This window comes from Leptotrichia hofstadii, from assembly GCF_007990525.1.
Taxonomy (GTDB): Bacteria; Fusobacteriota; Fusobacteriia; order Fusobacteriales; family Leptotrichiaceae; genus Leptotrichia; species Leptotrichia hofstadii.
The window spans coordinates 1,855,598-1,875,674 of sequence record NZ_AP019823.1 but is presented as its reverse complement, the minus strand read 5'-3'; the positions used below and the strand labels follow the sequence as shown (position 1 = coordinate 1,875,674).

20 protein-coding genes and 1 pseudogene are annotated in these 20,077 nt (G+C 29.0%); 19 read left to right on the top strand and 2 right to left on the bottom strand.

What is annotated here, in order from left to right; genetic code table 11:
* Positions 1 to 14: 14 nt before the first annotated feature.
* From FVE77_RS08955 to FVE77_RS08865, 19 genes are all read left to right on the top strand, one after another.
* Positions 15 to 416 carry a hypothetical protein gene (locus FVE77_RS08955; protein WP_026747022.1) on the top strand — a complete coding sequence of 134 codons (402 nt, stop codon included), beginning with the start codon at positions 15 to 17 and terminating at the stop codon, positions 414 to 416.
* A 12-nt stretch (positions 417 to 428) separates the two neighbouring features.
* Positions 429 to 2,003, top strand: a complete 1,575-nt coding sequence (rny, locus tag FVE77_RS08950) for a ribonuclease Y (RefSeq protein ID WP_026747023.1) — start codon at positions 429 to 431, stop codon at positions 2,001 to 2,003.
* A 204-nt stretch (positions 2,004 to 2,207) separates the two neighbouring features.
* Positions 2,208 to 2,987 carry a TIGR00282 family metallophosphoesterase gene (locus tag FVE77_RS08945; RefSeq protein WP_026747024.1) on the top strand — a complete coding sequence of 260 codons (780 nt, stop codon included), beginning with the start codon at positions 2,208 to 2,210 and terminating at the stop codon, positions 2,985 to 2,987.
* Between the two features lie 17 nt (positions 2,988 to 3,004).
* On the top strand, positions 3,005 to 3,928 hold the full coding sequence (gene prmA / locus FVE77_RS08940) for a 50S ribosomal protein L11 methyltransferase (protein ID WP_026747025.1): 924 nt from the start codon (positions 3,005 to 3,007) through the stop codon (positions 3,926 to 3,928).
* 102 nt (positions 3,929 to 4,030) lie between these two features.
* Positions 4,031 to 4,678 (top strand): (d)CMP kinase, encoded by a 648-nt coding sequence (gene cmk, locus FVE77_RS08935; protein ID WP_026747026.1) that lies wholly within the window; start codon positions 4,031 to 4,033, stop codon positions 4,676 to 4,678.
* 256 nt (positions 4,679 to 4,934) lie between these two features.
* Entirely contained in the window at positions 4,935 to 5,216 is a 282-nt protein-coding gene (locus tag FVE77_RS08930; RefSeq protein WP_026747027.1) for an HU family DNA-binding protein, read from the top strand.
* A gap of 207 nt (positions 5,217 to 5,423) precedes the next feature.
* Positions 5,424 to 6,572, top strand: a complete 1,149-nt coding sequence (locus FVE77_RS08925; protein WP_232052913.1) for a 3-deoxy-D-manno-octulosonic acid transferase — start codon at positions 5,424 to 5,426, stop codon at positions 6,570 to 6,572.
* A gap of 59 nt (positions 6,573 to 6,631) precedes the next feature.
* Complete coding sequence (gene trmB / locus FVE77_RS08920; protein ID WP_081690348.1) at positions 6,632 to 7,462, top strand: tRNA (guanosine(46)-N7)-methyltransferase TrmB; 831 nt, start codon at positions 6,632 to 6,634, stop codon at positions 7,460 to 7,462.
* 105 nt (positions 7,463 to 7,567) lie between these two features.
* Positions 7,568 to 9,115, top strand: coding sequence for a class I SAM-dependent methyltransferase (locus FVE77_RS08915; RefSeq protein ID WP_026747030.1), 1,548 nt, complete (start codon positions 7,568 to 7,570; stop codon positions 9,113 to 9,115).
* A 1,107-nt stretch (positions 9,116 to 10,222) separates the two neighbouring features.
* A complete protein-coding gene (locus FVE77_RS08910) occupies positions 10,223 to 11,149 on the top strand; it encodes a mechanosensitive ion channel family protein (RefSeq protein ID WP_232052912.1) in 927 nt (308 codons plus the stop codon).
* 108 nt (positions 11,150 to 11,257) lie between these two features.
* Positions 11,258 to 11,902, top strand: coding sequence for an MBL fold metallo-hydrolase (locus FVE77_RS08905; RefSeq protein WP_026747033.1), 645 nt, complete (start codon positions 11,258 to 11,260; stop codon positions 11,900 to 11,902).
* A 28-nt stretch (positions 11,903 to 11,930) separates the two neighbouring features.
* On the top strand, positions 11,931 to 12,371 hold the full coding sequence (gene dtd, locus FVE77_RS08900) for a D-aminoacyl-tRNA deacylase (RefSeq protein ID WP_026747034.1): 441 nt from the start codon (positions 11,931 to 11,933) through the stop codon (positions 12,369 to 12,371).
* Between the two features lie 19 nt (positions 12,372 to 12,390).
* Positions 12,391 to 13,224 (top strand): NlpC/P60 family protein, encoded by an 834-nt coding sequence (locus FVE77_RS08895; protein ID WP_036088243.1) that lies wholly within the window; start codon positions 12,391 to 12,393, stop codon positions 13,222 to 13,224.
* 176 nt (positions 13,225 to 13,400) lie between these two features.
* Positions 13,401 to 14,399 (top strand): aspartate-semialdehyde dehydrogenase, encoded by a 999-nt coding sequence (locus FVE77_RS08890; RefSeq protein WP_026747036.1) that lies wholly within the window; start codon positions 13,401 to 13,403, stop codon positions 14,397 to 14,399.
* Positions 14,400 to 14,405: 6 nt separating this feature from the next.
* Positions 14,406 to 15,971 carry an ABC transporter substrate-binding protein/permease gene (locus FVE77_RS08885; RefSeq protein WP_026747037.1) on the top strand — a complete coding sequence of 522 codons (1,566 nt, stop codon included), beginning with the start codon at positions 14,406 to 14,408 and terminating at the stop codon, positions 15,969 to 15,971.
* A complete protein-coding gene (locus tag FVE77_RS08880; RefSeq protein WP_026747038.1) occupies positions 15,971 to 16,711 on the top strand; it encodes an amino acid ABC transporter ATP-binding protein in 741 nt (246 codons plus the stop codon). The genes FVE77_RS08885 and FVE77_RS08880 overlap by 1 nt, the downstream gene beginning before the upstream one ends.
* A 137-nt stretch (positions 16,712 to 16,848) precedes the next feature.
* Entirely contained in the window at positions 16,849 to 17,655 is an 807-nt protein-coding gene (locus tag FVE77_RS08875) for a hypothetical protein (RefSeq protein ID WP_026747039.1), read from the top strand.
* 256 nt (positions 17,656 to 17,911) lie between these two features.
* A complete protein-coding gene (locus FVE77_RS08870) occupies positions 17,912 to 18,574 on the top strand; it encodes a hypothetical protein (RefSeq protein ID WP_026747040.1) in 663 nt (220 codons plus the stop codon).
* A gap of 17 nt (positions 18,575 to 18,591) precedes the next feature.
* Positions 18,592 to 19,347 carry an MgtC/SapB family protein gene (locus FVE77_RS08865; protein ID WP_026747041.1) on the top strand — a complete coding sequence of 252 codons (756 nt, stop codon included), beginning with the start codon at positions 18,592 to 18,594 and terminating at the stop codon, positions 19,345 to 19,347.
* 156 nt (positions 19,348 to 19,503) lie between these two features.
* On the opposite strand, the pseudogene FVE77_RS08860 reads toward FVE77_RS08865, so the two are convergent.
* Both FVE77_RS08860 and FVE77_RS08855 read right to left on the bottom strand, forming a co-directional pair.
* A pseudogene (locus FVE77_RS08860) lies at positions 19,504 to 19,710 on the bottom strand (Txe/YoeB family addiction module toxin); the annotation flags it as partial.
* A 30-nt stretch (positions 19,711 to 19,740) separates the two neighbouring features.
* Positions 19,741 to 19,989 carry a type II toxin-antitoxin system RelB/DinJ family antitoxin gene (locus tag FVE77_RS08855; protein WP_026747042.1) on the bottom strand — a complete coding sequence of 83 codons (249 nt, stop codon included), beginning with the start codon at positions 19,987 to 19,989 and terminating at the stop codon, positions 19,741 to 19,743.
* Between the last annotated feature and the right edge of the window lie 88 nt (positions 19,990 to 20,077).

Below are 20,077 nucleotides of genomic sequence, written 5' to 3'. Positions count from 1 at the left end.
TTTTGGAGGAAAATATGAAAAAATATTTATGTCTATTTATTTTGTTGATTCTTATGAGCTGTACCAGCCTAACTGCCTCTGGAAAAAAAGTAACTCAAATTGAAGCTAATGCAATTAGCTCTCAAATAATGAAAGTTACAGACGAGCTGAAGGAAGCTGCCAGTTCAAATGAATATAATAAATTAAAAGAAGTTTTTTTACCTACATTTAAAAATAATATTATTGTAAAAAAAATGCAAGAATACGATCTTTCTGGATTGACATTTGTTTTTTCCGATGTTAATGTCGTATCTAAAAATAAGGCAAATAGCGTAATGGTAATTAATTTTGCCACAGCAAGCAATTATTATAAACTAACATGGAAAAAAACAGATGATAATACTTGGAAGATTTCAAATGTAGCTGAAAAAAAATAAGAAGGGAGAAAAATGAGCATATCAATAACGGTTTTGTTGATTGTTATTTTTTCTTTTTTAACTTTTTTTATAGCTTATTTTTTTGGGAGTTCAATTTTTAAGAAAAAATACGGAGATTTGAACGAACTGGAATTAAAAATCGTTGATGCTAAAAGAAGACTTGAGACATCAAAAAAAGAAGTTGAAAGAGAAATTGAATCGTTTAGAAAAGAAGAAACACTAAAAGTAAAAGAAGAATTGTTAAATGAGAAAAAAATAGCAGATGACGAAATAAAGAAAATGAAATCAGAACTTGCTACAAAAGAAGAAAGAATTGCCAAAAAAGAAGAAACTTTAGAAACAAAAATGGAACGGCTGGAAGAAAGAGAAGCTAAAAATGAGAAATACCGTGAAAAATTGTTCCGAAGAGAAAAAGAACTCGAAGAAATGATTGCAAATGAAGAAAAAGAGCTGGAAAGAATTTCAGAACTGACACAGGAAGATGCAAGAAAAATCATTTTAACCAAGCTGGAAAATGAACTGGATCATGATAAAGCTGTATTAATAAGAGATTATGAGCATAATTTGGACAGGGATAAAGACAGGATTTCCAAAAGGATTATTTCAACTGCAATTGGAAAAGCGGCTTCAGATTATGTTGTAGATTCTACAATTTCAGTTATTCAGCTGCCAAATGAAGAAATGAAAGGTAGAATTATTGGACGTGAAGGAAGAAATATAAGAGCTATTGAAGCTGCAACGGGAGTTGATTTAATAATCGACGATACCCCTGAAGCAGTTGTACTGTCTTCTTTTGATGGCGTAAGAAGAGAGGTAGCTAAAATTGCGCTTGAAAAATTGATTTCAGACGGACGAATTCATCCTACAAAAATAGAGGAAGTTGTAGTAAAAGCACAGCATGAAGTGGACGAAAGCATTCTGGACGCGGCAGAACAGGCTATTTTAGAAGTGGGTATTCCAACATTGCCACGTGAAGTATTAAAAGTATTTGGACGTTTGAAATTCAGAACATCTTTCGGGCAAAATATTTTACAGCATTCTATAGAAGTAGCCCATATAGCATCAGCTTTAGCCGCAGAAATAGGAGCAAATGTTGATATTGCTAAAAGAGCCGCATTGCTGCATGATATTGGAAAAGCCTTTTCACACGAGCAGGAAGGTTCTCACGCCTTAAACGGTGGAGAATTTTTAAGAAAATTTTCAAAAGAAAGTGAAATTGTAATAAATGCTGTAGAAGCTCACCATAATGAAGTTGAGCAGTTAAGCATAGAAGCTGTATTAGTACAAGCGGCCGATTCTATTTCAGCATCAAGACCAGGAGCAAGACGTGAAACATTATCAAATTATTTAAAACGTCTGGAACAATTGGAAGAAATTGCTAATAGCCATGAAGGAATTGAAAGTTCGTATGCGATTCAGGCTGGTAGAGAACTAAGATTAATTGTTCATCCAGATAATATTGATGATGATAAAGCTACGATACTTGCTAGAGATGTAGCAAAAGAAATTGAAGAAAAGATGCAATATCCAGGACAGATAAAAGTTACGGTTATTAGAGAAACTAGAGCTGTAGAATATGCAAAATAAATAAAAACTAATTAAAAAGAGAGCTTATCCGTTAAAAATATCTTTGAGATAATTTTTATTCTGGGGGCTCTTTTTATAATAAAATAAGATTAAAATTGAAAAATTAAAATATAGAAAAAATAAATTAAGAAAAACTATAAAAAAATGATAATATGTAGTATAATAAATATTAGATAAATTTGAGATGCAAAGGGATGATTTTACATGAAATTTTTAATAATTGGTGATATTGTCGGTAAACCAGGCAGAACTACATTGTTTAAATACTTGGAAAAACGAAGACAGAATTATGACTTTATCATTGTAAATGGAGAAAATTCAGCTGGTGGATTTGGAATAAATGTAAAGATTGCAAAGGAAATGTTTGAGCGAGGAGCAGATGTTATCACTCTTGGAAATCATAGCTGGGATAAAAGGGAAATTTACGCTTATATCAATGAGCAAAGAAATCTGATTAGACCAATAAATTATACGAAGGAAGCACCAGGAAACGGTTATACAATTGTTGAAAAAAATGGAGTGAAAGTGGCAGTTATAAATGCACAATGCAAAGTATTCATGCCTCCGATTGCTTGCCCATTTTTGGCAGTAGAGGAAGTTTTACCGAAGATTAAGGAAGAAACGGATATCATTATTCTTGATTTTCATGGAGAAGCTACTTCAGAAAAGCAGGCAATGGGATGGAATCTGTCTGGGAAAGTGTCGGCAGTTTACGGAACACATACACATACACAGACGGCAGATGAGAGAATTTTACCTGGAGGAACTGCCTATATTTCAGATATAGGGATGACTGGAGGACATGATGGTATTCTGGGAATGAATAGAAGGGAAAGTATACAAAGATTTAAGGATGGAATGCCAACAAGATACTCTGTATGTGAAGAAAATTTAAGAATTAATGGTATTGAACTGGAAGTAAATGAAAAGACTGGCAAGGCAGTATCAATTAAACGTTTAAATATGGGATATGACGAAATATAAAAAAGGAAAATAAAAAAATGAAATGGATAAAAGTAAAAGTAGATTATTTTTCAGATAATTTAGAAGAAACGAAGACAAAATTAGTAAATATGTTTGATGAAATTGGAATTAAACAGATAGAAGTTATTGATTATTTTTCTGAAAATGTACTTGATTATAATGCTAATTTTTCTCTAAAAAATGAGGTTTGGAGTATTATTGGATATATTGTTGACAATAGATTTGCAAATACAAAATTAAATATTATTTTTAATAATTTAAAAGAATTTCAGAACTCAGATGCAGAGTTTATGTATGAAATTTATACAGCTAAATGTAATGACGAAGACTGGCAAGATGAATGGAAAAAATATTTTCACACTGTAAACATAACTGACAATATTGTTATAAAACCAAGTTGGGATAAGTATGAACAAGAAAATAATGAAATTGTAATTGAAATTGATCCAGGTCTTGCTTTTGGGACAGGTACACATGAAACGACATCGTTGTGTGTGGAGTTTTTGGAAAAATATTGCAAAAGTAAAAAGAAATTACTGGATATAGGATGTGGTTCAGGTATTTTAATGTTAATTGGGAAAAAATTAGGGGTTAAGAAAGTTGTTGGAATTGATATTGATGAAAAAGTTCGAGATGTGGTTTTAGAAAATTTTTCTAAAAATGATATAAATGATAATTTTGAAGTGATAATTGGAAATTTGGTAGATGATGTCAGAGAAAAATATGATTTAGTTGTGTCAAATATTTTGGTGGATGTTTTGGAAAAATTGCTTGAAGATATAGAAAAAACTCTAGAAAAAGGTGCAACTGTTATTTTTTCTGGAATTTTGAGCGAAAAAGAAGAGACATTTGTGAAAAAGGCTGAGAATTATAATTTAGAACAAATTGACAGAAAAGAAAAAAATAACTGGGTGTCACTCGTTTTTAAATATAAAAACTAATTGATTTAAAGTTGAAAAATCTCGTTATTTTTGTGAAATAGTCAAAATTTTCAATTTTAAAATAATTAAAATGTAAAAATAGAAAATAGAAAGTAGGAAAATATGATAATTGCTATTGATGGTCCTGCTGGAAGCGGGAAAAGTACCATCGCAAAATTGATTGCTGAGGATCTGGAACTTGTTTATCTTGATACAGGGGCAATGTATAGGCTTGTTACGTTAAAGGCTTTAAATGATGGGATTTTGGGTAATTTAGACAAAATTATAAAAATGCTGGATAATTTGAACATTGATATTAAAGAAAATGGCTTTTATTTGGATGATATTGATGTAAGCGAGGAAATTAGAAAGCCTGTTGTTTCGGAAAATGTATCTGATATTGCGGCGATACGTGAGGTTCGTGAGAAAATGGTGGATTTACAGAGAAAATTTTCAGAATCGAAAAATGTTATTCTGGATGGACGCGATATTGGAACAGTTGTTTTTCCAAATGCAGATGTAAAAATATTTTTGGTGGCAGATGCGAAGGAAAGGGCAAATAGACGATACAAGGAACTTGTTGCAAAAGGCGAAAATGTTAGAATTGAAGAAATTTATGAAAATATTTTGAAAAGGGACGAAATTGATTCTACAAGAAAAGAAAGTCCATTAAAAAAAGCGGATAACGCAATTGAAGTGGATACAACTTCTAAAAATATTGAGGAAGTAAAAAATGAAATTTTGAATATAATTAATTATTTGAATACTTAATTTGTATTTTTATAAAAATTATTATACGATAATATAAATTTAATTCAAAAACAAAAACTTATTTTATCCATATATATAATTTTTTTAAGTATAAAAATTAGCATAATTTGTATTTTTTTTAAATTAGAAAATTCATAGAAATGTAAAAAAATAGAAAAAAATGAAAAATTTTAAAAAAAACACTAGACAAATATTTAAAATAGTGTATAATAGTTTAGTAATTTGCAAGAAGAAAAAAATTGGAGGTTTGATTAATATGTCAAAAAAAGAATTTGTAGATGCTTACGCAAAAGCAACTGGAGAAACTAAAAAAAGATCTGAAGAATTGGTAAACCAATTTTTAGAAACAGTTGAAAAAACTTTATTAAACGGAGATTCAGTTCAATTTGTTGGATGGGGAACATTTGAAGTAAAAGAAAGAGCAGCAAGAACAGGAATTAATCCGCAAACTAAAAAAGAAATTAAAATACCTGCAAAAAAAGTTGTTAAGTTTAAAGTAGGTAAAAAATTAGCTGACAGCGTAGCAGAAGGAAAATAATTTTTACTTCACAAACTAATGGAAAGGCTATTTCTAAATGAAAAATCATTAAGAGATAGTCTTTTTGCATAAAATATAAAATTTACAGATAGGAAAAATATGATTTTATATAATTTATTAAGAGTTTTGTTATATTTTATAATAATGATTTTATCAATTTTCAATAAAAAACTATTAAATTTTTTTAAAACACGTCTGTTTCAGAAAATGGAAAATAACAAATTCCTAAACAATAATGAAAAAGCAATACTTGTTCATTTCTCATCAGTTGGAGAATTTAATTTATCAAAAGAATTAATTGAAAAAATATTACAAGCCAGGAAAGGTGAGAAAAATCAAAAGGTGATACTTTCTGTTATGACAGATACTGGATTTTCTGCAGTTAGTAAAATATATTCTGAAGATAAAAATGTAAAAATATTTTATTTTCCACTTGATGATTTTTTTGCAATGAAAAAAATTTATAAAAAATATAAAATAGAAAAAACAATAGTTGTGGAAACTGAAATTTGGCCAAATTTGTATTATTTTGCTCAAAAAAATGGTCAATTATTTATCGTAAATGGAAGGCTGACCGAAAAGAAATTGAAGTCGTATTTAAAATTTGGATGGCTTATAAGAAAAACATTAAATTGTGCTACGAAAATAATGGTCCAAAGTATTCCAGACAAGGAAAGATATGAAAGGCTGGGAATTGATAAAAATAAAATTAAAGTTTACAAGAATTTAAAATATTCAATTAAATATAATAAAATTTCTAACGAACAGAAAAAATATTATTTTGATACAATTATAAATAAAAATAAGAAAGTAATCGTGTGTGGAAGTACGCGTCCTAATGAGGAAAAAATCTGGCTTGAGGTCTTTAAGATGATAAATATTGATAATGAATATCAATTAGTGCTAGTTCCTAGACATCTGGAGAGACTTGGCGAAATTGAGAATATTATTTTGGAAAAGTTTTCAAAAGATGATTATTCATTAATTACACAAATTGAAAAAGAAAAAATAAATTTTAAAACTCAAGATTGGAAAAAAATAATTGTAGTTGATAAAATGGGAGTCTTGACAGATTTTTATCAGCTAGCAGATTTTGTTTTTGTTGGCGGGACACTTGTTGACATTGGAGGGCATTCTATTCTAGAGCCGTTGTATTATGGGAAAAAGCCAATTATTGGTGAATATTTTCAGAATATAGAAGAAATAGTAAAAGATGCCAAAGAACTAGGATTTGTGGAAATTGTAAAAAATAAGGATGAAATTATTGAATATTTGAAAAAATCTGAAAATATTGACACAAGAGAGTTTTTTGAAAAAAATAATGAGATTGATAAAATATTGAACGAAATATATTAGCTAAATTGTAAAAAATATAACAATTATAAAAATAAAAGTTTAAGGAAAGCAATTAGAAAATGGAGAATAATAATAAAATTGAAATTATTGGGAAAAATGGACAAAAAATAAAGATTACAGAAGCTGAACAGGAACGAAGAAATAAAATAAAGAAAGTGAATGATGAACTTAAAAAAATTAATGCTGAGAAAAGTAAAATTATAAATGAAAAGGAAATTTGGAAATATTTTTTTGAAAAGCCAAAAAAAAATTATAACAAATATATGTATGAAATGCTTGAATTTCCTGAGTATTTGATGTATAATAATAAAGATGTTGATGAATACTGTGGAAAATGGAATGAATTTTTTCAAAACAATAATGATATTTATTTAGAAATTGGTTGCGGAAGTGGAAATTTTACCGTTAAAAATGCACAAAAATTTAAAGATAGAAATTATATCGCTTTGGAATTACGGTTTAAAAGACTTGTTCTGGGAGCTAAAAAATCTAAAAAAAGAAATTTGAGTAATATTCTGTTTATAAGGAAAAGAGCAGAAACCATACTGGATTTTATTGGAGAAAATGAGATAGCAGGAGTTTACATCAATTTTCCTGATCCTTGGGAAGGCGAGGAGAAGAAAAGGGTAATAAATGAAAGCTTGTTTGCAAGGCTTGACATTATAATGAAATCTGGTGGAGTGCTGTTTTTCAAGACCGATCATGAGCAGTATTATGAAGATGTCCTGGAATTGGTGGACAGGCTTGCCAATTATGAAACTGTCTATCATACGAGAGATTTGCATAATTCAGAAAAATCGGATGAAAATATCAAAACTGAATTTGAGGAAATGTTCTTGAGCAAGCATAGCATGAATATCAAGTATATCGAAATAAAAAAAGTTAAATAAAAATTTAAATTAATAAAATATTGAAAGGAGATATTTTAAGAATATTTTTGGAAATTACATTTATAAAATTATAAATCATGTTTCAAAAATTCTTATACAAAAATTATGGAAAATAAAAATACCTATAACGAACTACTTTATAAATCAAACCCGTTTCATTATACAGCTCCAGCATTACTAGAAGCTTATGGACGTTTGTATGGATTAACGCCAAAAGACTCAAGAAAAGCTAGAGTCTTGGAGTTGGGGTCATCATTTGGAGGAAATATTATATCACAGGCATTGTATAATCCTGAAGCTGAATTTATTGGAGTTGATTTAACAGCGGAACAAGTAAAAAAAGGAAATGAGGTTATTGAAAAAATTGGATTACAAAACATTAAGTTAATTGAAAAAAATATTTTGGATATAAATGAGGATTTTGGAAAATTTGATTATATTATTGTTCATGGTGTATTTTCATGGGTTCCTGATAATGTGAAAGAAAAAATTATTAAGATTTGTAATGAAAATTTGACTGAAGAAGGTATTGCGTATATTTCATATAATACATATCCTGGATGGAAAGAACCTGATAAAGTTAGAGAAATGATGCTTTATGCTAACAAATATTTTCCTAATGTAACACAGGGGGATAAAGTTCAAAGAGGGAAAGCGTTTCTTTCGATAGTAGCCGAACAAATGAAGAGTTATACAGATATTTCAGAGAAAAAAGGAGATTTTATAAGACATATAGAAGAAGTTATAGGAATGCAGGATTATTATGTAGGTCATGAACAGTTGGAAAATATTAACGATCCAATGTATTTACATGAATTTGTAGATATGCTTCAAAAAGAAAATTTGGAATATGTGTCGGATATTGGATTAAGGTTATCCATTTCTGGAGTTTATACTGATAGTACAATAGAAAAATTACAACAATTATCACAAGGTAATCATGTAATAAAAGAACAATGTCTTGATTTTATATTGGATACAAAGTTTAGAAGAGCAGTAATTTGTAAAAAAAGTCAAGCAGACAAACTTAATTTTTCTGAAATATTTCCAAACGAAATTTTAGATTCATTTAAATACAGATTAGATTACACAAAGGAAGAATTAGAAACATTAAATGAGGAAAATGTAAAATTAATAATGTTGCATTTAGCTGAAACTACAGATAAAAGCTTTACAGTTGAGGAAGCAATGGAATTTTGGAACAAAAATTCCAAGTTAAAAAAAGGGGAAAAAGAAGAAAAAGCAGCTGAAGTTATAATGAATCTAAGAAAATTTATTTTAAATAGCATGATTAATTCAAAAATTAAATTTTTGAATTATGAAATCGAACGAGTTCCATATAAAGCAAATAATGTTTATATACCAGAAAAAATCAGAAATTATTTAAGAACGTTAATTGTTGGAGAAGGAGCAGGTTTAATAGGTATAGGTAATTCTAGAAATGAAGTTGTTAATGAGTTGACAGATGTAGATGTAATTGTTGCAGATATTTTGTCAGAACCTAAAACAGAAAAAAAAGCTATAAAAGAATTATCAGAAACTACTATATATAGAATTTTAGATGATGGAAAAAGAATTCAAATAACTGCTGATGAATATTTTCCTGAAAGTATAAAAAAATTTGAATATTTAGGGTATTTTGCTAAAAAGTAAAAAATAAAAAGAGGGTAATTAGATATAATAAAAAAATACTGTAGATAAATAACTAAAGAGTAGAATTTTTTCTGCTCTTTAATTTTTTTACAAGGTTATCAAATTAATTATTATAGAATCTTATTTCTTTTTTTTAAATGGAGTTTAGTATAAGCAGATTTTCAAATCAGGTAATGAAGCATTGAAAAGCCCAAAAAAAATTCTAATCTGGTGCAGAAGGCAAAAATAGGAAATTTTAATAAGAAAGTAAGACTGATGTTTGAAGATGAAGCAGAATTTGGAAAATTAAGAATAAGTGTTGCAGCTGTTGATAATAGGTTTAGACCCAGTTTTTCCACTGCCATCATACAAAAGGACACATGTGTGTTTCAGTGCAGTGTATCTTTTAATGGGATTTTTTAATTTACCAATTACATTTGTATTTTTGCTTAACAAACAATAAAAATTGAAATATTTCATAGACAGAATAAAAAAAACGTGTTATAATAAAAAAACCTGAAATCTTTAATAATTTTCATTGCTTATTCAAATTTTTTTGAAATCAAATTATTAGAAACAAAATACATACTGTATTTTTTAATAAATCAAATCTGTTAAAAACAAATGCGTTTAAGGTTTAACTAGAATAGACTTGTTCGGATGCTTAATATCTTTATCCCTAACAACCTGGATTAACCTCTTGCGAGTAATATTTAAGCTCATTTTTAGAGACTATAAATTTTAATTATAGTTAAAAGTATAAAAGCTGGTAAAATTTTATAAAATAGAATTTATTTTGTATTCCTGAGATATAATTTTATTTCTAAGTCATTTTACTGTACAATCAAAGTAATTTTAAAAATAAAAAGTTTAAAATTATGTTATCTTATAGGATAATTTTAAAATAACTGTATTAAGTTAAAGCAGGGAAATAAAATTTAAAGAAAGGAGTGTATGATATTTATATAATTTTTATATATTGTCATACAGGGATTTGTGAAGGATTTACAAAAATTTTTAGAACTGGATAACATAATCAAATTTTTGAAAACTAATATATTCAGGTTATTTATAATTTTTTTAATTATAAAAATTGGAGGAATATTTAAGACTAGAATTGAAAAAATATTGAAAATTATAATGGAAAAGTCAAATGTTGATAAAAGTGTGGCTTCATTTTTGATTTCTATTTATTCTATTCTGTATTATTTTATTCTGATTTATTCTTCTATCGGTATTCTTGGAATTAATATATCTTCTATTACAACTTTTCTAGGGGCAGCTGGGATAGTCTTAGGGATTGCTTTTAAGGAAACGTTGGGTAATTTTTGTGGCGGGCTTATAATTCTTACGTTTAAGCCATTTCGAGTGGGAGACACAATTGAGTATAATAATTATATTGGAACAGTCAAAAAAATTGAATTTTTTTATACAAAAATGTTGAATCCGCAAAATGAGCTTGTGATAATTCCAAATGGAATAATTACAAATACGGAAATTCGGAATATTAAGCAAGATGGGGAACGTAGGCTTGATTTGGAAATCGGTGTCTCATACAAGAGCGATATTCAGAAGGTAAAAAAAGTTTTGGAAAGAATAGTGAAAGCTGAAACGATGAATGAAGTAGAAGAAACTAAAATTAAGAATAACTTGCTTGCAAAAATTCAGAATACAATTTTAGAAAAAAAGGAAATAAGCAAAATCAATCTCTTTTCAACAATTTTTTCTGGGGAAAAAATGAAAGAAGCTGAAGATAAGGCAAGTAAGGAAATGGAGGAGGAAGGTTGTAAAACTGCTGAGAACATACAAAATACTGAAATATCTGAAAAAAGTGTAAATAAAAATAAAAAAATGATTTTGGCTTCAAAGGCTTCTATTATTGGAGTTGGGCGATTAGCTGAGTCTGCGATAATTTTCTACATCTATGTTTATACACGTTCAGAAAATTATTTAGCTTTAAAGTTAAAATTAAATGAAAAAATTAAGACCGAGTTTGACAAGGCTGGAATTGAAATACCTTATCCGCAAATGGATGTGCATATAGTAAAGAATTAAATAAAAATTTTTAATTCAAATACTCTTTACTTTTGTTAATTAGGTGTAAAAAATTTGAATAACATATAAAATAATTGAAAAAGCAGATAAAAAATAAAAGGAGAAAAAATGGAAATAAGGAGATTTTTGAATGACAATTTAGCGCAAAGCAACTGCTATGTAATTTCTTACGAGAACTATTGTTATGTTGTGGATCCTGGGGAGGAGAAAATGACAGAAGTTATTGGCTACATTAAGGAAAATAACCTGAATTTGATTGCGATTCTTTTGACTCACGGACACTGGGATCACATATTGGGTATTCCAACAATGCTGGAATACAAAAAAGTGCCAGTTTATGTTAGTGAAGGCGGATATGAATTCCTGTTTAATTCAGAGTTGTCACTTTTTGCCTGGAGAGAGGGAGAATTTGAATTAGATAAGGAAAATATTCAAATTGTAACATTAAAAGAAAATGATAAAGTTGGAAAAGAAGGAAAAATTCTTGAAAACTGCTCAGAATTTAACTTTGAAATAATTGAAACACCAGGGCATAGCAGAGGGGATATTTGCTATTATGACAGGGCTAACAAGACGTTAATTTCTGGAGACACAATGTTTGCTGGAACCTATGGAAGGGTAGATTTGCCTACAAGCGATCCGATTCAGATGGGAAAATCGTTAAAGAAATTGTTAGCATTGGATGAAGATGTGAGGGTATATCCGGGACATGGATTCGATACTGCAATTGGAGAAGAAAGAAGATACTATTAAAATTATAATTTAGAAATTAAGGGAAAAAATGAAAATAATAATTCAAAGAGTAAATTTTGCAGAAATATTTGTAAACAATAAATTTAAAGGGAAAATTCAAAAGGGAATAGTTGCGTATATTGGAGTTGCTAACGGGGATTCTGTAAAGGATATTGATTTTTGTATTGATAAACTGATTAATCTGAGAATTTTTGATGATGAGAATGGTAAGCTGAATTTATCAGTAAAAGATATAAGAGGAGAATTATTAATTGTGAGTAATTTTACAATTTATGGAAATACAAAAAAAGGAAGAAGACCAAGCTATACTGATTCGGCGGCAGTTAACGAAGCCCAGGAAATTTATAATCTTTTTGTAAAAAAACTGGAGCAGACAGGAGTTAGATTTGAAACTGGGGAATTTGGACAGTATATGAGAATTGTTTCTGAAAATGACGGACCTGTAAATTTGATAATTGATTCAAAATAATTTTGAGAGAGGAGAAAAAATGGTAAGAAAATCAACGTTTACTATGGCATGTATGCTGATGACTGTAGGATGCGCTAATTTACAGACAAATGAAGCAAGCAAAGTAAAAACAGGAGAAAGAAGCAATAACGATTTTTCGCCTAAAAATAATGCAGGAAATGAAAATATTGTTGTTGAAATTGTAGGAGGAAAGAAAGAAAAAGCAGAGAGTGATTATTCTGCTTCAAGTAATAGTTCGGAACAAAGAAGAAGAACGAATAAAAGCGAAGATGCAGTAAGAAAACCTGAAAAAAAACTTGATAAACATAGTGATTTGAATGAAAAAATAGATGATTTGAAAGTTACAAGGCTATTTGATGAAAATAAATTAGTAGACCGTTCAATGCCAAATTCACAGCTGGTATTACAAAAATTATCTGAATTAAAGAGAAAGCATCAGGAAATACTGCTAAATGGAACTTTTAGTCAAAAAAAGACAGTAAAGCTGCAAAATCAGCTGTTAAAGTCATACAGCAACTGGAAAGGTACAAAATACTCACTTGGAGGAGATTCTGAAGACGGAATGGACTGCTCAGCATTAACACGTAGAGTTTATCGTGAAGTTTATGGATACGAGCTTCCAAGACAAACCGTACAGCAAGTAAAAGTAGGAGCTCATGTTTCAAAAGAAAATCTGAAACCTGGAGATATTGTGTTTTTTAGACCAGAGGAAAAAAATAATCATACAGCAGTTTATTTAGGAGATACGCTTTTTATCAATGCATCAGCTTCAAAAGGAGTTGTAATTTCGACTTTGGAAAACACATACTGGAATAAATACTTTAAATACGGTGTGAGAATAAGAGAAGTTTAATAAAATTTAAGAAATATGTATTTTTAGATACATATTTTTTATTATTTTATTTTTCATGTTGAAAAAGACGCGAGAATAGTGTATTATATATACATTAGATTTAGGGTAATTAATAATAAAATAATTAATTCTTAGGTAGATAAGCCTTAATCAAAAAGTTTTTAGGAGGAAAAATAATGAAAAATTACAAAGTAGCAATTATTGGAGCAACTGGACTTGTTGGAAGAACATTTTTAAAAGTGCTGAAAGAAAGAAACTTTCCAGTAGAAAAATTATACCTTTATGCTTCGAAAAATTCAGCTGGTAAAAAAATTGAATTTAATGGAACAGAATATACTGTTATTGAACTAAAAGATGACACAATAGCTGATGATATTGATGTGGCTTTATTTTCGGCTGGTGGAGGAGTATCGCTTGAATATGCTCCAAAATTTAAAGCAAAAGGTGCAGTTGTTATAGATAACAGCAGTGCTTGGAGAATGGATGAAAATATTCCGTTAATAGTTCCTGAAGCAAATCCGGAAGCACTAGAAAATCATCCAGGAATTATTGCAAATCCAAACTGTTCGACAATTCAGGTAATGCCTGTATTAAAAGTTTTACAGGAAAAATATGGATTAAAAAGAGTAATCTACTCAACTTATCAGGCCGTGGCAGGTTCTGGACAGAGAGGACTTGATGATTTGGAAGCTAATCTAAAAGGAGAGCCTTCAAAAGGGTATCCTCATCAAATTGCATTTAATGCATTGCCGCATATTGATGTTTTCTTAGATAATGGATATACAAAAGAAGAAGAAAAAATGATCAATGAAACTAGAAAAATATTGAATTTGCCAGATTTAAAAGTAACTGCAACTTGTGTAAGAGTGCCAGTTAGATATGGGCATGCAGTATCTGTAAATGTGGAATTAGAAAGACCATTTGAACTGGAAGATGTAATTCGTGCATTTGAAGAAAAAGAAGGAATTGTAGTGCAGAATGATGGCAAGGACAACGTTTATCCAATGCCGATAAATGCTCAGGATACCGATGAAGTTTATGTTGGAAGAATCAGAAGAGATTTTTCAGCAGATAATGCCCTTAACTTGTGGGTTGTGGCAGATAATATAAGAAAAGGCGCCGCTACAAACACAATTCAAATAGCTGAAACTTTAATAAAAAAAGGAGCATTATAATAAAATATGAAATTCAGTACAATAAAAAATAAAATATTAGTATTATTAGTTTTTGTTGCAACTTTCATAACAGGCTATAGTGATGATATAAAAGTTGGGATGGAGTGTGGATATGCTCCTTTCAACTGGTTTCAAAATGATGCTAAAAATGGTGCTGTAAAAGTTGATGGAGGTTATTGTGGCGGATATGACGTTGAAATAGCCAAAGTTATTGCAAAAAAATTGAATAAAAATTTGGTAATTGTAAAAACGAAATGGGAAGCATTGCTTGGTCCTGCACTGACTTCTGGAAAAGTTGATTTAGTTATAGCGGGAATGTCTGCAACGCCCGAAAGACGTCAAAGTCTGACATTTTCAAAACCATATTATGAATCAGATTTAGTAGTAGTTGTGAAAAAGAATGGAAAATATGCAAATGCCAAATCAATTAATGATTTTGCAGGAGCAAAAATTACAGGGCAATTAAACACACTTCACTATGATGTTATTGATCAGATGAAAGGCGTACAGAAGCAAACTGCAATGGAAAGTTTTCCAGCTATGATAGTAGCATTAAATTCAGGGAAAATAGACGGATACATATCAGAAAGACCTGGAGCTATGGCAGCTCAGTTTTCAAATCCTAATTTAAAATTCATTTCATTTGATAAGAATACAGGATTTAAATACGATACGGAAGAAGTGAATGTAGCTATTGGAATGAAATTAGGAAATACAGAGCTGGAGGAAAAAATCAATAAAATATTAGATGAAGATTTAACTCCTAAAGCACGTCAACGTATTATGGAAAAGTCTATACAAAATCAGCCAAATGAAGCCTCGCGTTCATTTTTTGGATGGGTAATATTTTTTATTAAAAATGACTGGATGACATTTGTGAAAGGTACAGTTTCAACACTGTATATTTCAATTACGGGTACAGTAGTTGGATTTTTCATTGGATTACTGGTTGCATTATTAAGGTATTCAGAAGCAGAAATTGATGGACAGTCTCATAAGTATAAAAAAACTGGATTAAAATTTTTAAACTGGCTTTCTTCAATTTATATTGCTGTATTTAGAGGAACCCCAATGATAGTACAGTCAATGGTAATTTATTACGGATTATCACAAGTATTTCATATTAATCTGTCACCAATGGTAGCGGCACTGTTTATTGTATCAATAAATACAGGTGCATATATGAGTGAAATTATACGTGGAGGAATTGATTCCATTGATAACGGACAGTTTGAAGCGGCAAAAGCTATTGGAATGACAAATTTTCAGTTGATGCAAAGTATCATTTTTCCACAGATGTTTAGAAATATTTTACCAATGATTGGAAATGAGCTTATTGTAAATATTAAAGATACATCTGTATTAAATGTAATAAGTGTTACTGAACTGTTCTTTATTTCAAATTCTGTTGTGGGAACTTATTCACGTTATTATGAAGTATTTATTATAACAAGTGTGATTTACTTCTTCTTAACGTTTACATTATCATTAATCTTAAAACAAATCGAAAAACGAATTGACGGTCCTCAACATTTTGAATTTTTGGATGATGCTAATGGGGAGGAGAAATAATGAGTAAAAAAGTTATTGAAATAAAAAATATTAGAAAAGATTTTGGAAAGAGAACAGTTTTAAAGGATGTAAACTTTGATGTTTATGAAAAGGAAGTTGTAAGTATAATTGGTTCGTCTGGAAGTGGAAAATCAACACTTTTAAGATGTATAAACTTACTTGAAAAGCCTACTAGCGGACAAGTCTTAATTCATGGAAAAGATGCGATGGCAGGAGATGTGTCGCTTGTGGCATTGCGGGAAAAAGTAGGAATGGTGTTTCAGCAGTTTAATTTGTTTAATAATTTAAGTGTTCTGGAAAACTGTGTAATTGGACAAATGAAAGTCTTAAAGAAATCACGTGAAGAAGCCGAAAAAATAGCAAAAGAATTTTTGGCAAAAGTAGGAATGGAACGTTTTGTTCATGCAAAGCCAAATCAAATTTCGGGCGGTCAGAAGCAACGGGTGGCAATAGCGAGAGCATTGGCAATGCAGCCAGAAGTTTTACTGTTTGACGAGCCGACATCAGCGCTAGATCCTGAAATGGTTGGAGAAGTTCTGAAAGTAATGAAAGATTTGGCAAAAAGTGGACTTACAATGATTGTGGTAACGCATGAAATGGATTTTGCCCATGATGTTTCGAGCCGAGTTGTGTTTATGGATCAAGGTGTAATTGTGGAAGATGACAAGCCTGAAAATATCTTTGAAAATCCAAAGCATGAAAGAACTAAGGAATTTTTGAGCAGAATACTAAGTAAATAACTTGGGAGTATTTATAAATTAATACTAAAAAAGTATTAAAACTAAAAATATTCCTTGAAATTTTTTAGAAAATAGTGTAAAATAATAAAAGTTAAAAAAAACTAAAAATAAAAAATTATTAGAATTAAGGAGAAAAAATGGCAAAGAAGAAAGCTGAAGATATTAAATTAACTTTAACGGATGAAGAAAGAGAAGGATTAGACAACGAGGGAATAAAAAGGGTTTTAACTAATAAAGCTATTTTAGAAGCTGCTAAAAAATATAAATTTACTGATGAAGAGCAGGAAGAGTTTGACTATTTCGTTGAAAATGAAAAACATAAATTCTTTGTTGCAAAAGCAATTGAAGATAAAATTTCTGTAAACGAAAATGATGTTACAAAATTATATACTGACAATAAAGCTAGCTTTGATGCACAAAATATTCCGTTCTCTCAAGCAAGGGAAATTATTCAAAGAGACTTGTTAAATCAGCAAGTTGCTGAATTAGAGGCAGAAGAATTGAACAAATTGGTTGAAGAAATGGGTGACAGTGTAGAAATTACAAAGAAAGAATTATTATTCTCAAAAGGAAATCCTGAAGTAATTAAAACTATAATTGTTGGTAAAATAATTGGTAAGAAAATGGCTGATGAGAAATTTGAAGAACAGGAACAAAATAAAAAAGATCTTGAAATTATCAAAGACAGTGTATACATAAATTATTACTTAGATTTAGAAGTAAGAAAAAATGTAAAAGTTACTCAAGAAGAAATTACACAAATCTATGAAAATGAAAAAGCAAAATTAGGAAACGTAACTCCAAATAGTGCTTATCAACAAATTGCTAACGGATTATTAAATAAAAAGGCAATTGAAGAAAGAAACAACTTAATTAACAAAATTGCTGAAGAATATAAAGTTGATGAAGTTGCAAAAGAATATACTGAAAATGAAGAAAATTAATAAAAAATAAATTATGATAAAAACTTGAAGAGTAGTAAATTTACGAAATTCAAGTTTTTTTGTTTTACAATTATTTCTTTATTATTTATAAAAATGTGGTAAAATTATTTTGTAGTAAACTTTGTTAAAAAATAGAAATTATAAATTTTGCGTAGATTTGAAAATTATTTGATTTTAATAGTTTGATATAAAAAATTTGAGAATAGTTTTTTAGATTTTGAAAGTAGTAAATTTTTTTAGAAATGGAGAAATTATTATGAAAAAAGTATTCTTAGGAATAAATGTAATTTTATTGTGGATTACGATTTGGCATTTTTATAAATTTCCAATAACTGAAAATATGAGTTTATCCTTGCACAATAAAAAAGTTTATAGAAGATTGATTCCAAATACAATTGATCCGATTGTTAAGAGCAGTGATTTATTATTTAATATTAATTTTGGCGGGGAAGAGCAGGATGATGCAGGAAGAGCGTATGTGAAAGGATTGATGAAAAATCGAGATGCATGGATAGGTTATGTTTATTCTTTTGATGAAATTATGGAAGAAAGTCCAGCTTATGCTAGCAATCCACCAAATGGAGATGAATTGGCAGTGAAAGAATATGTAAATAAACATTCAGGATATTTTTATGTAACTTCAAATGAAATGAAATATCATTTGACAAAAGAAGAAATAGTGAGAAAATTTAATTTAAAAAAATTAAGTTTAAAAAATCCTAGATTTTTTGTAGATAAGATTGGGACGGACAGAGAATTGTCAAATTGGAATAAATATTCTTATAAACTGCCACAGAGTAAATTAAAGGATGAGAAAGATATAAAGGACGCAAAAAAGAATAAAAAAGAGAAGAATTTTTTGGATATTGAGTTTAATTTTCTGTTTGATATTACAAATATTATTTTTATTAAAAAATAAAAAGGAGACGATACATAATGATTGATTTTATAAAAATAACGAACGAACTTTTTAAAAATAGTTTTGTAAATGAACTAACTGTAGAAGTTGTTTCTCTTAGATTGCTGCTGGCAGTTGTTTTTGGTGGAATTGTTGGATATACACGTGAAAAAGATAATAAACCTGCAGGATTTAGAACGCATATATTGGTATGTTTTGGAGCGGCAATTATTTCTATGGTACAGGATCAGTTGAGACTTAATATTCTGGAACTTGCCAGCGTAAATTTAAAATTATCTGGGGTTATAAAAACAGATTTGGGAAGACTAGGTTCTCAAGTTGTAAGTGGAATAGGATTTCTAGGTGCAGGAAGCATAATGAAAGAAAAGGGGGAAACTGTTGGAGGAATGACAACTGCCGCTGGAATATGGGCAACAGGCTGTGCAGGACTTGGAATAGGATGGGGATTTTATAATTTAGCAATTCCAGCAATAGTATTTATGCTTGTAATAATAGTGATATTTAAAAAATTTGAACCTAAAATTGTAAAAAAAATAAAAGTTTTAAAATTTGAAGTAAAATTCATGGAAAATCAAAATTATGCCAAAGGTCTTTTGGCAACATACGAAGTATTTAATCAGAAGTTGATAAAAATAACACAAATAGATAAAAATCAAGCTGAGAATACAGCAATTTTTACTGTGAATATGGATGAAAAAATTGATATTTCTGATATAATTGTATCACTTTCAGCTATTAAGGCTGTGGAAGTTGTGAAAGAGAACTATAATTAAAAAAGGAGCCTTTAAAGCTCCTAAATTTTTTATTTATCTCGATAATGTGAACCACATTGCCATATTTCTAATGTATCATAGTAAAACTTATTTAAAACAAAACTCAAAAGCTATGACTATTTTACTCAAACCATAAATTTATATAATTTTAGCAGTTTAATTTAAAATAGGTTTGAGTATATTTACAATTTTAAAAACAATTCGGTTTGCTTCATCAATTCTGACACTCCAATATCCAGCAAGATTTCCAGATAATTGTTCAGGTTTTCCTGTACAATGATCCCCATTCCTGTCTATATCTTTAATTAAATTATTTATTTTTCTTATAATTTTTTTGTCCTGAGTTTGCCAATATAGATATTCTTACTATGTTTCAGCAGCATACTTTTTTCACTATTCCACCTCAATTAATTCGTGTTCTTTTAATGTAGTTTTTCCCTCTTTTACATTTTGGATTGATTGATTTAGGCGTTCCATATTTTGTTTGCTATAAAATGGATCTGGGGTTATTTCAAATGGTATCCGTTTTTCAGAACCTAATTTTTTTAAATAGATTGTTATAGCGGCTGATAAAGAAAATCCCATATCAGAACATGTCTGTTCAGCATTTTTCTTGATGGTATCATCAATTCGTAAATTAATTTGTGCATAAAACCGTCTTTTTTCAAATATAATATACTATGTAGCAATTATAAAGCAAATTTATATAATTTGCTATACAAAAAAGTTC

Coding starts and splice junctions, on each gene's coding strand:
- FVE77_RS08865 (WP_026747041.1), top strand. CDS start 18,592: ATGATTGATTTTATAAAAATAACGAACGAACTTTTTAAAAATAGTTTT.
- cmk (WP_026747026.1), top strand. CDS start 4,031: ATGATAATTGCTATTGATGGTCCTGCTGGAAGCGGGAAAAGTACCATC.
- FVE77_RS08905 (WP_026747033.1), top strand. CDS start 11,258: ATGGAAATAAGGAGATTTTTGAATGACAATTTAGCGCAAAGCAACTGC.
- FVE77_RS08915 (WP_026747030.1), top strand. CDS start 7,568: ATGGAAAATAAAAATACCTATAACGAACTACTTTATAAATCAAACCCG.
- FVE77_RS08875 (WP_026747039.1), top strand. CDS start 16,849: ATGGCAAAGAAGAAAGCTGAAGATATTAAATTAACTTTAACGGATGAA.
- FVE77_RS08895 (WP_036088243.1), top strand. CDS start 12,391: ATGGTAAGAAAATCAACGTTTACTATGGCATGTATGCTGATGACTGTA.
- FVE77_RS08945 (WP_026747024.1), top strand. CDS start 2,208: ATGAAATTTTTAATAATTGGTGATATTGTCGGTAAACCAGGCAGAACT.
- dtd (WP_026747034.1), top strand. CDS start 11,931: ATGAAAATAATAATTCAAAGAGTAAATTTTGCAGAAATATTTGTAAAC.
- FVE77_RS08870 (WP_026747040.1), top strand. CDS start 17,912: ATGAAAAAAGTATTCTTAGGAATAAATGTAATTTTATTGTGGATTACG.
- FVE77_RS08925 (WP_232052913.1), top strand. CDS start 5,424: ATGGAAAATAACAAATTCCTAAACAATAATGAAAAAGCAATACTTGTT.
- FVE77_RS08880 (WP_026747038.1), top strand. CDS start 15,971: ATGAGTAAAAAAGTTATTGAAATAAAAAATATTAGAAAAGATTTTGGA.
- FVE77_RS08930 (WP_026747027.1), top strand. CDS start 4,935: ATGTCAAAAAAAGAATTTGTAGATGCTTACGCAAAAGCAACTGGAGAA.
- FVE77_RS08890 (WP_026747036.1), top strand. CDS start 13,401: ATGAAAAATTACAAAGTAGCAATTATTGGAGCAACTGGACTTGTTGGA.
- FVE77_RS08955 (WP_026747022.1), top strand. CDS start 15: ATGAAAAAATATTTATGTCTATTTATTTTGTTGATTCTTATGAGCTGT.
- rny (WP_026747023.1), top strand. CDS start 429: ATGAGCATATCAATAACGGTTTTGTTGATTGTTATTTTTTCTTTTTTA.
- FVE77_RS08885 (WP_026747037.1), top strand. CDS start 14,406: ATGAAATTCAGTACAATAAAAAATAAAATATTAGTATTATTAGTTTTT.
- trmB (WP_081690348.1), top strand. CDS start 6,632: ATGGAGAATAATAATAAAATTGAAATTATTGGGAAAAATGGACAAAAA.
- prmA (WP_026747025.1), top strand. CDS start 3,005: ATGAAATGGATAAAAGTAAAAGTAGATTATTTTTCAGATAATTTAGAA.